Source organism: Paraburkholderia sp. BR14312 (assembly GCF_040948675.1).
Lineage (GTDB): Bacteria > Pseudomonadota > Gammaproteobacteria > Burkholderiales > Burkholderiaceae > Paraburkholderia > Paraburkholderia nodosa_A.
Window position 1 is genome coordinate 59,385 of sequence record NZ_JBFPKI010000022.1, and the last position, 14,689, is coordinate 74,073.

5 protein-coding genes and 1 pseudogene are annotated in these 14,689 nt (G+C 56.5%); 4 read left to right on the forward strand and 2 right to left on the reverse strand.

Translation table 11 applies throughout. The annotated features are described in order from the left end of the window. The first annotated feature begins 1,296 nt into the window (after positions 1-1,296). A complete protein-coding gene (locus tag AB3X98_RS39175; protein WP_368605764.1) occupies positions 1,297-7,806 on the forward strand; it encodes an amino acid adenylation domain-containing protein in 6,510 nt (2,169 codons plus the stop codon). Beyond that, positions 7,803-9,164: an MATE family efflux transporter gene (locus tag AB3X98_RS39180; RefSeq protein WP_368605763.1), complete on the forward strand. Its 1,362-nt coding sequence runs from the start codon at positions 7,803-7,805 to the stop codon at positions 9,162-9,164. Before AB3X98_RS39175 ends, AB3X98_RS39180 begins: the two co-directional genes overlap by 4 nt. A 62-nt stretch (positions 9,165-9,226) precedes the next feature. Here AB3X98_RS39180 and AB3X98_RS39185 read toward each other — a convergent pair whose 3' ends face one another. Both AB3X98_RS39185 and AB3X98_RS39190 read right to left on the reverse strand, forming a co-directional pair. Then, the gene (locus AB3X98_RS39185; protein WP_342950221.1) at positions 9,227-9,451 is read right to left on the reverse strand and encodes an integrase core domain-containing protein; all 225 of its coding nucleotides are present in this window, start codon (positions 9,449-9,451) and stop codon (positions 9,227-9,229) included. 63 nt (positions 9,452-9,514) lie between these two features. Then, positions 9,515-10,212 (reverse strand): annotated as a pseudogene (locus tag AB3X98_RS39190) (IS6 family transposase). Between the two features lie 614 nt (positions 10,213-10,826). Here AB3X98_RS39190 and AB3X98_RS39195 point away from each other — a divergent pair. Further along, positions 10,827-11,213, forward strand: coding sequence for an ectoine synthase (locus AB3X98_RS39195; RefSeq protein ID WP_368605762.1), 387 nt, complete (start codon positions 10,827-10,829; stop codon positions 11,211-11,213). Between the two features lie 481 nt (positions 11,214-11,694). Further along, a partial coding sequence (locus tag AB3X98_RS39200) for an amino acid adenylation domain-containing protein (RefSeq protein WP_368610420.1) occupies positions 11,695-14,689 on the forward strand: 2,995 nt, incomplete at its 3' end.

Consider the following 14,689-nt stretch of genomic DNA (forward strand, 5'->3'; position numbering starts at 1 on the left):
ATGATCTCGTCAGTAAGTTCGCCGCTTTGATCGGCCTTCGTCGCGGTAATCCGTGGTGTTGCACATCCAACATTGTCGGACATGCAACACAGGCAAACCGACAAACGATGCTTGGCGCAAGATCCCGCAAGCGTTTTGGAGGTTGAATGCCCATCAATCATCCCGATCAGCAATGTGTTGTGAGATATCTATCCGGTGTGTCGTGGCGTTGGCTCAACTATTGCATCTGCTGTCGCGGGGAAATTAAAGCGGAAGGTAACGAAGCGTGAACACGAAACCAAAGCCTCACGAGCCACAGACAAGATCTTCAAAAAATGACAGTCGACATGTTATGTTATTGCGGCGTCCACTCAAGGTGCCGCGCTACGCGTTACTAAGGAAACGGCGCTCTGGATCATCAGTTCCATTCCGCTCCCTGACCGGGAAGTTTCTTCCTGCGTTGCTGTGCAGTCCGACGAACGATATATCTCACAAAGAAAGTTAACAAGGGCTCTGCCAGAATGAAGCTGTGCGGCGAAGTGAGCAGCATGTGAGCACCGACATCAACGCGACGGTCAGGACGACCTAATCGAGCAGAGCCATCGCACCTTCTAATCCACTATATGACTGTTGAATACTTCTGAACGTATGCTACTGGAGCGTCGGGTGTCGAAGCGCACATGTTTCAATTATTCGCGCGCTTTACTGTAGTTTTTATATTGCAGCATACAGTTCGAAACCTGTATGAAGTGAATTCCTTGCCACGACTCATTGCATAGTCCTCTTCTTGAACTGACATCGCTTGCTCGAGCTAAGGTCGTGATTGTGATTGAGGACGGTTACTTTAACGATGAACAGATCACGCACTGTGCGGTTTTCCCACGATTGGTCGCTTGTTGCCGATGATCCGAAAGCCTTCGTCGCGAGCGCGACACTACTTTCTGACAGTAAGCGCTGCGCGACCGTTTCGGAAGCGTGCCAGGAACTCGCTCTCTGAGGATTGGGGAGAACTGCGGGGCTGGCGCAAGATATAGCGCCGTTACGCGATGCGGGCACTCGGTGGGTTCGGTCTCGCATCGTCATAGCAATGTGCGATCGGAAGGCGATCTATGCGCCATCGAGTTGTAACGTTGCTCGCGCCAGCCGCATCTTTCGCGGTTATCGGTACTGATTCTAATCGTAACCAGTTATCCAATCCAAACGCAATGAGCCATTCGACGATCATTCCACGGATACTTTTTCGGTCGTCCGCCGAGACAGCTGGTTTTAGTATAGGGCCGGTTACTTCAAGCATTTAATAGAGTGAGTGAGATTGAAATGAAAACACCATTGGCAGTGGACTACTTTTGTGATGTGGCACGGCGTTATCCGCAACATATAGCAGCGAGGCATGGCAGCGAGTCGGTGACGTATCGGGAGCTTGATGAGCAGTCTAATCGCATCGCAATGGCGCTGACCGAGCGCTGTGGCCGCGAGGCGCCCGTCATCGGCGTGCTGATGGAGCGAGGAACTGATTTATTGGCTGCGATGCTTGCCATTTTTAAGATTCGCGGTACCTATATGCCGCTTGATCGTCAGTATCCAGCGGAACGTTTGGATTACATGCTGGAGAAGAGTAAATGCTGCCTGCTGGTGACCGACCATAACTGCTACGAACAGGCGGCGTATTTGGAGGCAGCCAAACCGGAACTGGTGCTTCTTGATATTGAGGAAGCGCAAGCATCTAGCGTAGCCTTTGTCGGGCCCAGAGGCAAAGGCAGTGATCTTGCCTACGTCATTTTTACTTCGGGTACCACCGGTCAACCAAAGGGCGTAATGGTTGAACAGCGGAGCCTTGTCAATCACTTGCATGCTAAGGTCCGCGATCTGGAGATCAGTAAAACTGACCAGGTGGCGCAGACTGCATCGCACTGTTTTGACATTTCTCTGTGGCAATTTATGGCGGCGCTGCAAGTGGGGGCGTGCACGCGGATCATTAATAGAGACGTCGTATGCGATCCGTCGCGGCTGCTGCTTGAGCTGCGCGAATGCCAAGTATCGGTCATTCAATTTGTGCCGTCACAACTACGCTCGTTTGTGGCCGAAGTCGAATTGATCGAGGCACGCGCGCTGCCGGCGCTGCGCAGGATTTCCACCGTCGGGGAGGCATTGCCGCCCGACGTATGCCGACGCTGGCTGGCCATGTACCCGTCTATTCCCATCCTCAACCACTATGGACCAACTGAATGTGCCGACGGTGTCACGCATGCTTTGATTTCTAACTCTCCGGCGGAAGGTCAGGCATTTATGCCAATCGGGAAATCGATAGACAATCTGCAAATCTATGTGGTCAGGCCAGATGCAGCGGCGCTGACGCTTGTTGCGTCAGGTGACGTAGGCGAACTCTGTGTAGCCGGCGTTGGCCTTGCGCGTGGCTACATTAACGACGACGCGCGTACCGAGGAGGCTTTTGTGGTTAACCCTTTCAGCGATAAGCGCGGATATGATCGATTATACAAGACTGGCGATCTCGTGAGGATGCGCGAGGATGGCTTACTGGAGTGTCTCGGAAGAGCAGATCGTCAGGTTAAGCTGCGTGGCTATCGTATTGAGCTAAACGAGGTGGAAGGTTTGCTGGGGTTACATGCAGCAGTCGAGGCCGCGGCCGTAGTGGTGCATTACCCCGCTGACAATCGGGTGAAACTGACGGCAAGGGAAACACTAAATAGTCTGGGGGAAGCGGAAAGACTGCCGCGCCTCGTGGCCTTCGTCAAGCTTCGAGAGGAGGTTACACGGAGCGCTTTGCGCGAACACATGTCGCGTCAGTTGCCTGACTACATGCTGCCTGATCTTTTTTTCGAGATGGCGACATTACCATTAAACGCCAATGGCAAATTTGATTACAAAAAATTGCCTTCCCCGGAAAGTTTGCGTCCTTTGTCCGATGTGAAATATCTGGAGCCTGCTGACGGTCTTCAGGTTCGGTTGTGCAGGCTGCTAGCCGAGATACTGCATCTAGACCGGCTGGGACGAAACGACAACTTTTTGCTGATGGGCGGTGACTCGCTGCGCGCCATGCTTGCGATCAACCGTATTCGGAGCGAATTCGCCTGCGAAGTTTCAGTGGTTGACCTGTATCAGTGCACAATAGATGAGTTGACCGAGCTCCTGGCCGAGAAAGAGGATGCGCATGAGTCGCTCCCCGCCATTGTCGGCAGTCGCCGTGATGAGGGCGGAGAGGCTCCGGCCAGCCACATTCAAAAACACTTATGGTTTTTGTGGAAGCTTGATCCAACAGCATCCAACTATACCCTGCAAACGGCGCTCGAATGCTGCGGAGAGCTTGATCGGGATCGCTTTAGTCGGGCTTGGGATGCGGTGGTGCAGTACTTCGACACACTGCGCATCCGATTCGTCGAAAAGAGCAGCAATCCTTATTTGACCTTCGATTCACCGCCGAAGGGCAGTTTGCGCTTTATAGACCTTTGCGGCGACCATCGTGCCCCCAGGTTGGCTGAACTGAAGGCGAGCGAGTTTCATCCGTCCTTTGATCTCGCCGCGGGCGCACTGTATCGCGCACTACTAGTACGAGAGAGATCAGACCGGCATGTTGTCATCTTTACCACGCATGAAATCATTATGGACGCGTGGTCGCTTTCGGTGATGGTGCGCAAACTGCGTGAATTTTACAAGGCGGGAGTCAGCTCAGAGGACGGTCTCGAAGCCGAAATTTCGTTCGCGGATTTCGCGAAATGGGAGTCTGAGCAGTTTCGATCGGACTGCTGGGCGCGACAGCGCGCGTACTGGGCACAACAGCTGTCGGGTGAGTTGCCGGTGCTGACCCTGCCTTCCGATAAGCCTCGTCCGAGGCGAATGCATTACACCGGTAAGTCACACGCCATACAAATTCCGGCTCTCGCGGCGTCCAGACTTCGCGAACTCGCTGCGGACAATCGCACAACGCTTTTCAGCGTGTTACTGACGACGTTTTACGTTTTGTTGAGGGAGTACAGTGGACAGGACGATATCATCGTCGGCACTCCGAATGTAGTGCGAGAACAGTCAGGTACGGAAAACCTGCTGGGGTTCTTCCTAAACATGTTGCCGCTAAGGGCGAAGATAAATCCTGACAAGTCATTCATCGAAAATCTGGCCACGACACAGCAAACTGTCATCGGTGCTGCCTTCAACAAGGCATATCCATTCAGTCGGATGTTGGAAGCAGTTGACGTGGTACGTGGAAGCAATTTGTCCCCCGTATTCCAGGCGATGTTCAACATGTATTCGGAGAAGGCAGAGCTGATTTCTGAGGGGCGGCAAGACGTGTCAATTGTCGCCCGAGAATTGGAAAACGGTTATACCAAGTACGATCTCACTCTTTACTGTCAGGAAGAGGGGGACGGCATCTATCTGCAGATGTCCTATTGCACCGAGCTGTTCTCCGACGAGCTCGTTTCCAGAATGCTGCTCAACCTGCAGCAAATTATTCAGGCGATCATTGCGGCGCCCGCAGCGCCGCTGGCAGAGCTGGATCTGCGGCACCCAGCTGAAAAGGCTTTTCTTAAGCGGTACAACGGAGGACGGCTGGCTTATACAGGCGCTAGTACGCTACGCGAAATGTTCGAAGTGCGTGCAAAAATGTCACCAGTGGATATTGCTTATTTCTGGGAGCGCGGCCGCATTTCGTACGCAGAGTTGGATGCAGCGGCCAACCGTTTTGCTAACAGACTTGCAGCCTCCGGTGTTGGTGCCGGCGACAGGGTGCTGCTTGGCATTGACCGCGGCATTAACGCGTTGATCGTTATTCTGGCTGCGATCAAGCTGCACGCAACCTACTCGGTGATCGGGGCAAATTATCCGTTAAGTCGCATACTTGAGATTGCCAAAGATGTCGCTCCCAATGCCTTCGTTGCCACGCCGTTGCAGCGGGAAGCATTTCGTGACAGAGGGCTGGTGCTACTGCCGTCGGAGGAAGTTGCATGCGGCAATGAGGAAACAGATGCCGCCCCTTCGCCATCTTGCTCGCATGAAGTGCTGCAGATCGTATACACATCTGGCTCTACGGGAAAACCGAAGGGCGTTGTAGTTTCCGCTACAGCATGCCTAAATCGTTTGCACTGGATGTGGGGGCAATTCCCATTTCAGGCAGGCGATGTCTGCGTAGTGCAGAAGTCGGCGGCGCTGGTTGCCAGTCAATGGGAAATCTTTGGGCCACTCTTACAAGGCGTTCCTAGTTTGCTGCTGAGTCAGCAAGAACTGCAAGATCCATCCCTGCTGCTATTGCAGCTCGATCGTTACCGGGTAACGCGTCTGCTGTGCTCGCCACCATTGATCACCGGCATTTTGACGGCACAATTGACGGACGGACGCTCGGTTTCAGATTTGCGGCTGGTCACCTCAAGCGCTGAGGCGTTGCCGCCAGAGTTGGCTCGGCGCTTTCTCGAGGCGTTCCCACAGGCCCGTTTGTTCAACTTCTACGGGTCCTCCGAGTGTAGTTCGAACGCCGCTTGGGCGGAGGTGTGCGAAGTGGGCGCTGATGAACGGATTGTCCCGATCGGTAAGCCGGTGGCCAATGTCGGCATAGCGGTCGTAGATGACAAGTTGCGGCCGGTGGTTCAAGGTGCGGTGGGGGAGATCCTGGTGACGGGTGACTGCCTGGCGAGTGGCTACCATGGCAGCGGGGAGTTGACGGCCGAGCGATTTGTTGATAATTCGGTGCCAGAGTTACAGCCTTTCGGAACTGTGGCTTATCGCACTGGCGATTTGGGACGCCACCGTGACGACGGCCGCCTGGAGTTCCTCGGAAGGCGTGACAACCAAATCAAGATCCATGGCTTGCGCGTTGAACTGGATGAGATTTCTCACGTCTTGCGAAAATGTCCTGGGGTCGAGGAGGCCGCGGTGCATTTGCACCGCGCCGCGGATGGCGAGCCGCTGTTGACTGCCTACGTGGTGGGCACTGAGGCGAAGCTGCCGTCGACGGAGGATGGGTTCAGACAAATGCTCCGTCATTCGCTGTTGCCCCATACTATTCCCCGTTCATTTGTCCGCTTGCGGGCTTTGCCTAAGCTGCCGGGCGGTAAACTGGACCGTTCACGCTTGCCGTTGCCACGGCAAACCGCAGTGGGCGTATTCGCGCCGCTGGTCACCACGACCGAGAATGCACTGGCCGCGGTTTGGCAGGAAGTGCTTGGTATATCGACGATTGGTGCGGACGCGCATTTCTTCTCACTGGGTGGTACCTCTATGCTGAGCGTGCGCTGTGTGGCGCAGGCGGCCAAGATGGACATCCGCTTTTCGGTCAGCGAGTTGTACGATTATCCAGTGTTACGCGAACTGGCCGGGCTGGTCGATGCCCGCTCTGGCGAACTGGTGCACCACGATGGCCAAATCGACGGTGGTGTGGAAGTAACGCCTACGATACGCTTCATGAATCGGCGCATGGGTTTAGACGAGCATTTCAACATGTACGCGATCTGGCAAGACGATAGCTGCCGTTTGGATCCGGCCATATTGGAGTCCGCTATCGTCAGGTTGGCGAAAGACTACCCACTGTTGCGCACCAGGATCTCTCGAGATGACGATGATCTACGCTTTCATACCGGAGTCGGAGCGTTGCATCTGGAGCGAGTTGCATTGGGCTCGTACGCAGAGCTCGGTGATTGCACGCGAGAGGTATCTGGTATCGCTGAGAAAGCGCAATATGCATTCCGGTTCGATGGTCGTACCTGGATGTCGCGTTTCCAATTGATCGAGGCGGAGGTCGGTGGGCGGCCGCACAGTTGGATTTTTATCATAATTCATCATTTTCTAGTCGACGGCTATGGGTTCCGGCTGCTGCTGGACGAAGTAGAACGCTACTATCTGGCTATAGAGCATGGCCACGCGCCAGTTCCCGCATTCAGTGGCCGCGCGCAGTTGAATCGATGGGTGAAGGCGCTGCGCGAACATGTGAGCGGTTCGTTGGACAGCCACATTGCTTATTGGCGAAGCCGGCCATGGGAACTGCTGCGTGAGGATAGTGCTACAGTCCTCGAGGTTGAGCCAGTCGATAGTGGCGCTGATGCCAGCCGCCGCTTGTTCGAGATGCTCCATACTGGGCAGATGCACAGTGATGCTGCTTTCGAGGCCTTGTGTGCGCGCAAGGGGATTCGCTATCTGGACCTGGATGCGGAATCGACAAAGGTTCTGCTCGATCTGCATCCGGAACGGCACGGCTTTGACGCGTTCGACGTCATCCTGTGCGCCTTGGCGGAGGTGGCAGGACAGGGCAACCAGCGACGAGGGCTGTTTTTGGACAGCATGGACATGCTGCGCACGCCTATCCTGCCGGGTCAGGATCTGTCGACGGTTATGGGCTTTACCGCGGAGCTTGTCCCGCTGGCCATCGTTTGTGAGGGGCGACTCAGTGTGGCGGAACGTCTGAAAGTGGTGCGTCGTCAGCGCAATTCGGCGCGGATCCATGGCATTGGGCTACGGGCGGCTGCGTATCTGCTGCCGGACGATCAGGCGAAGGCACTCATGGATTTCGACTGGCCTCGTGTTGTCGTCAACTATCGCGCTGCGTTAGACAATCTTCGTACGCGCATGCTGCTCGGCCTTGCTCAACCGACGATTTGGACGGGTGATGGGATGGGGTCCAACCGTCATCACACGTTGCGGTTAGATATCGACAATGTGGACGGTAAACTTCGTATCCAGATGCATTGTGCGCTGCATTGCTTTTCCGCAGAGGAGGCGAACATGCTGGGACGTCAGTTGCTGCATTGTCTCGCGGCTTATGCCGGATGGCTCAGGGACAATAAGGAAGATGTGGACGCAGCAAGCGTGAAGGGAGCCATGGTATGAACACGCCAGCAGTTGCGGCATCACGGATGCAGTCAATGGCCCATGATCGACTGTTGCCACTGATCCTGCGGCTGGCTCTTCCTTCCGTCATTGGAGTCACTGTCAGTGCCGCTTATCAGTTGCTCAACGCCTATTTCGTGGGACGGCTCGGAACAGCGGCACTCGCGGCGATGGCATTCTCGTTCCCGTTTGCAATGGGCATCACGGCAATAGGCCAGATCTTCGGTGCAGGGGCCGCCTCGTTGATTGCTCGAAGCCTGGGGCGCGCCGACGATCACTCTGCCAACGATTATGCCTCGCACGCGTTATGGTCTGCGATGGTAATTGCTGGCATTGCGGCAATCGCCGGCTGGCTGTTGGCTCCAAGTTTGCTGGCATGGCTAGGCGCTGGACCATCGACTTTGCCACTGGCGGTGGCTTATCTTCATTGGCTGCTGCTGGGCTATGTGGCAGTGGTATTCAATATGGTCTGTGGTTTCATCGTGAGAGCGGATGGCAATACCGTGCTCAGCATGACGACCCAAGTCTCATCCTTCGCAATGAACGCGGCACTCGACCCGGTGATGATTTTCTGGTTGGGGCTGGGCATCGATGGGGCCGGTATCGCAACATTTCTGGCCCAGTTGTGCGGCTTAACCTTGTATTGGCGACATTTCGCGGGCAGGCACGGGGCCATCGTCTTATTGTGGCCATCGGTGGGACGCTGCTGGTGCCGGCTGGCGAGCATCGCCCGCATCGGCATTCCACCAGCGCTCAATACGCTGCTCGCGGTAGCGGCCATGTCCATGCTCAATGGGTTCGCTGCTCGCTACGGCGAGGCATCGGTGGCGGCGATAGGTTTGGCCAGCCGCTTGGCGATGTTGGCGGTACTTCCGCTGTATGGGCTGTGCATCGGGGCGCAGCCGGTTGTAGGGTTTAATGTCGGCGCAGGTAACTGGACACGGGTGGCGCAAGCGGTTCGGACTATGGTTGCCGTCGCGCTAACGTTCGCCGGAGTCTATGCCGGCTGGGTCGTGTGGCAAGCTAGGACCATCATCGGCTGGTTTACGCACGAGTCGGCGACGATAGAGATTGGTAGCCGCGCGATCTTACTGTTCCATTGTGCGTTGCCGGTGCTAGCGGTGCAACAGGTGTGTCTGCTTTTCATGCAGGCTAAGGGCGACGCAATCTGGGCAACGCTTGTAGCGGTACTGCGGCATGGCGTGTTTCTGATGCCCCTGATGGCCTTGCTGCAGTACGCTTACGGACATGACGGCCTGTTGTTCTCGGTAGCGGCTGCCGATATGGCGGCGGGTCTTATCGCTATTGTTATTCTCTATAGTGAAATGCGGCAGATCGACAAGGCCTCCCATGTCTAACGACGTTTGACCTGTATCGGCCCGGATTGTTTGGACACGGTTTTGGCACTCAGGCGGCCTGTTTAAACATCCATGCCTGACGGGGTTCGAGGGGTGACATGAACCCCAGTTTTTCCAGCCGCCACTCTCGGTTGTAACGGTCTTTTGAAGTCAACGACAGCGTCACGAACTTCATCAACATTCTTGAAGATACGCCCGTGAATCGCTTGTTCTTTCATGTTCCGATTGAACCGCTCAGCAACGCCATTGGTTTGCGGTTCGGCGACGAAGGCGTAGCTCGCTGCCACAGAATGGCTCAGTCAGGTTGGCCGATGTAGTCTGTCCTTGTGGCGTACGAGTAGTTATCCTTATTAGATAACCCTGTCTCCGGCGGCAGTGACAGTCCAACCATGCCACGTCGCGAAACGTTTCTGGAGCGCGGTACGATGACATGCCGCGTTCATCTGGTGTCTGGGCAACGCGAAGTGCTGCCGGATCGCACCGAAGCACGGAAGAAACGCCTGCGTGCGACGTGCATCGCGAAATCCGCACATCTGGCGCTCCCGCCTGCGGGTCGGCTGGTGGCCGTTCTCGGCACGGTTGTTCACGCGTGCGGCCGCTTTGACAAAGACGTGCTTCACATGAGCAAGCTCAGCAATGTCCGACTTCGCCGCCGGATAGCTGCCCAGCTGGTCGGTCACGATTTTGCGCGGCACCGGGTTTGAACGCAGCACCCTGAGGAAGAAGCGCTTTGCCGATGCCTTGTCACGCCGCTTTTGCACAAGCACGTCCAGTTCTGCGCCATGCTCGTCGACCGCTCGCCACAACAGATATGGGGCTCGCCGCGCAGCCCGGCTTGCGCCGCGCGGCCTTGGCGCCTTGGGCGAATCTGGCGCCGAACTTCTCGCACCAGCAATGGATCGTCTCATGCGACCACAACATCACGCTCGAGCAGCAACTCCTCGACGTCGCGCAGGCTCAGGCTAAACCGGAAATGCCAGCGAACCGCGCAGTTGATGACGACGGCAGGGAACCGGTGGCCGTGATAAAGCGGTTTTGACTTCTTCATGACGTCATTCTACCGCCCCCTTTCCATCAACCTGACAGAGCCATATGGCGAGCTCTTCCATGCCGGCGCACAGCACAGCGAGGTTGTCTGAGCCTCTCGGGGAGATTGCACTTTTCCAGCGATCATCGCTATCGACCACCGCGGTCCTGTCTTGAGCTGTGTCTCGTTTAAGACATCGATGTCGCAAGTGTGACGGCAGGATGCCAGCTAGCACGGCGAGAGGCGCCTTGTTTTCTCAGCTGTGTTTTCAGAAAGTCGTTGGCACATCGGTTGCTTGATAGGGATACGTTGACCATAACAATCTAGCAACTCACTTCTAGGAGTTCAGATGAAACTTGCTCGATCGATCCTGATGCTGCCACGACCGCCGCGCGCGCATCGTGGCGAGGTCTCTCATCTCATGATTGGGTTATCAAGATTGGGCGACGGCTCCCCGACGAGGTCTGGACGGTGCCGTATCAGGAATGGGGCGAATGGCAGTGGAGGACATGGGTTGGCAGGTTCTTGCCAGCCTGCCCCGTCCCAAAAGCCATACCTTGGCTTTCCGCTTCGGGAGCGCGCGGAAGCCGCGCTTCTACGAATGACTTGCACCTGTATTCCTGCGATCAAACAATATGATTGTGCGTAGCCTGAACGATGTTGAAGCGACGGATCACTTCGTCGATTGGGGCAATGGTACTAGCCACCGCCTCCTGACGGCTAAGGAAGGCATGGGCTTTAGCGTCTGCCACACCGTAGTGCGCGCTAACACGGTCTCGTTTTTGCAATACCGTAACCATCTCGAAGCTTGCTACTGCATCGCCGGAGAGGGCGAGGTGGAGGACATGGAAGGGAATGTCTTCGCCATTCGCAAGGGCGACATGTATGTGCTGGACAAGCATGACAAGCATTTTCTGCGCGGGGGGCGGGACAAGGACATGATCCTCGTTAGTATCTTCAACCCGCCTCTCAACGGAACCGAGCGCCACAACCTTAACGACCCGACAGGCTCGGCATATTGAGCAACGTGAACCGCCCCGGGCTTGCCTGGCGGCCATTTGGTTAGAGTTATGCTGCCATGCTTGGTTGTCCGGCATGGCGTGTCCGGCCTCGGCCGGGGGGATATTTGCGATGGACTCCAAGAGCCGTCGGTTGTTGACGAATCGACCCATTGTCCGCAATTGAGATCTTGCCGCCCAGCGCGACGGATACTCGCTGGCGTGATTCAGAACCATCCGAACTATACGGGCGCGAATCTCGGGTGAAAACTTGTCACGGCTCCGTCCTTTCAGGATTTGGAGCATCCGGCAATCCCCCATTGGGACGATCTTGGCGGCACGCAAGAGTTTCGGCACCGCCAATACCCGCGTATTGACCAAGCGACCGCGGGCGCGGTTATCTCGAGCAAATTCGAACCCGTGTGGCTGATTTGAAGTCGCTTCGTGGCGCGACGCCCATAGTGGGAATGCTCAGCTTGATGGATGGACTGCAGGAGCGGTGAAGATGTCATATCGGGTATTTCCGGCGCGCGGAAGCGTCTGCCAACAGGGTGATCAGGACAGGCTACCTGAAGCGCGGTCGATCTCCTCTACCGTCGTTGTCGGGAGTGGTACGCTCGCTATCAGCTGCGTGCAGCTGGCAATTGAGATGGGCCACGTCATTGGTGCAGCATTGTGTGCTGACGGCGTATTCCGCGATTGGGCTGTTCGCTCGAACATCCCGTCCATATCACGCGTTGAAGAGCTCTCTTCTTTTTTGAAGGCTGCGCCGGTAGATTGGATCTTCTCAGTTGCCAATCCGTTCATACTGCCGGCGGATGTATTGGAGGGTGTTCGTCGAGGTGCTTTTAGTTACCACGACGGTCCATTGCCACGATATGCGGGAATGCATGTGACGTCCTGGGCGCTGCTGGCGCAAGAGACCGAATATGCCATCACGTGGCATTGGATCGATGACGGTGTCAATACCGGTGACGTCGTGGTTCAGCGCCAGGTGTTGATTGCGCCCACCGATACGGCACTGACCCTGAATCTAAAATGCGATGAAGCCGCGATCGATGGCTTCCGCGAGCTCTTAACTGGCGTCGAGAACGGGAAGCTTTTGGCCTATCCGCAGGCACTGGTGGACAGAAGCTACTTTCCGAGACATCGACGCCCAGATTCCGCAGGCTGTCTGCGATGGGATCAATCCGCGCAAGAGATATCGGCGATGACACGAGCCCTAGGCTTTGGGCCGCACCATCTTAATCCAATGTGTCTGCCCAAGGCTCTCCTGGGCGATCAGGCTGTCAAAGTCAGAAAGTTGGACGTCTTGGCTCGAAGCTCGAGCAGTCCGGCGGGTTCCCTGCTCGAAGTCCACTCGAGCCATTGGCGTGTGGCGACGGGCTCCGAGGATGTCGATGTTTGCTTTGGCGAACTCGATGGGCAGATGCTGGACGCGCGAGCCCTCGCCAGGCACTTCAATGTGGATGAAGGTAGTCGCCTTCCGATCTTGAGCGATGAACAGGCGCGGAGCATAACTGCCACCCATGAATTGCTGGCGCCTCTGGAGAATTTTTGGCGACAGCGGCTCGAACAGTTTAGAACATTGCATCCTCCTTTCCTGTCATCGTCCGTGGCTGCGGCGCCGCCCGGATGGCAGTCGAGTTCGTGGTTCAGTCCAAGTACTTTGGCTAAATTGTCCCCACTCGATCGCTCGGAATACTTGGCAACGGCTTGGCTGATCTATCTCGCCCGCATCACGGGAGAAACAGAGCTTCAGCTGGGATGGACGCCTGCATTGTATGGATTGCAAACTGCCTCCAAAGCGTTGGAGGTGTTGATTTCCTCTGTCGTGCCGATGGAAGTGACCATTGAGCTTGCTAGTGATTTTGAAGAAGTACGCAAGGCCGTAGCTGCCGAGTTCGCTCAACTGAGGGCGCACGGTAGCTTTGCCCGGGATCTTGTCGCGCGTTGCCCGGTCTTGCGAGGTGTGGAGGCGCTGCGCTCGCACCGACCCTGGCTGATTGGTATCACAATCACGACAGAGAGCTCTTCGGTGGCTGGCGATCTGATGACGAGTCACAGAGCGGGCCCGGCCCTATGCGGCGATTTGCTGACGTTTGAAGTTTGCGCTCTGGATGGACGCTTCCGCTGGCATTTTGATGCCAGTCGATTAGCGCCGAGGGAGATCGGCCGCATGACAGAGCATTTGCAGACTTTGTTAAATGGTGTGATGGCCGATGCGGGGCAGCCGGTCGGCCGCATCAACATTCTTCCAGACGACGAACGCACGTATCTACTGGAGGAGTTGAATCGGACCGTGACGCCTTATCCGCCGGAGCGGTTCATCCATAGGCTGTTCGAGGCGCAGGTGCAAAAGGCGCCGGAGGCGTTGGCTGCGGCCCATGAGAACGAGAGACTGAGCTACGGAGAACTCAACGCGCGGGCCAACCGGCTAGCGCATCATCTGATCTCGCTCGGGGTCAAGCCGGACCAGCTGGTGGCGATCTGCTTGGAACGCGGCCTGGCAATGGTGGTTGGTGTTTTGGCGATCCTGAAGGCGGGGGCGGCCTATTTGCCACTCGATCCGGCTTATCCGTCGGTGCGGCTGCGGAGGATTGTCGACGATGCCGCGCCGCAACTGCTGCTTTGCGATGCCGCCGGTCGAACCGCATTGGGCGCCGAGACTGTGGCCGATGTCAGCGTTGTCGATCTGGATAGTGCCACCCCGGTCTGGGGCGAGCGGCCGCCTTCGGACCCGGAGCCGCGCGCGCTTGGCCTCACATCGCGCCATCTCGCCTATGTCATCTACACCTCCGGCTCAACCGGAACGCCAAAGGGTGTAGAAATGTCCCACGGCGCGCTTGTGAATTCGCTCGCGGGGGTTGGCACGTCAAAACGATGCACACTTCAATTCGCTACCCTGAACTTCGATGTGTCCTGTCAGGAAATGTTCATTTGTTGGAAGGACGGTGGACTGCTCGTACTTGTGCGGGAAGAGACCCGTAGGCACTTCTCCGACTTGCTTGAATTCATGGAAGGTGAGGCGATCGAGCGACTTTTCCTCCCATTCGTAGCATTGAACCATTTTGCGGAGGTCTGGGGCGCGCAGCAAGTGAAACTGCCCTCTTTAAGGGAGATTTATACAGCGGGTGAGCAACTTCAGTCCACTCCACTGCTTAGGGCCTTCTTCGAAGCACATCCAAAGGCGAGATTGATCAATCAATACGGGTCCACAGAAATCAGTGTCATTGCCGAGCACCACCTTGCAGTCGAGCCATCATGTTGGCCCCAGTTGCCCCCCGTCGGCCGTCCGATTTCGAACACGCGGGTGTACCTGCTGGACGGTCATGGCGCGCCCGTGCCGTTTGGTGCGGTGGGCGAGCTTTACATTGGCGGGGCGGGGGTCGCGCGGGGCTATCTGAACCGCCCCGAGCTGACAGCCGAGCGGTTCATCGCCAGTCCCTTCGTGGAGGGCGATCGGCTGTACCGGACCGGCGACCTGGGGCGTTATCTGC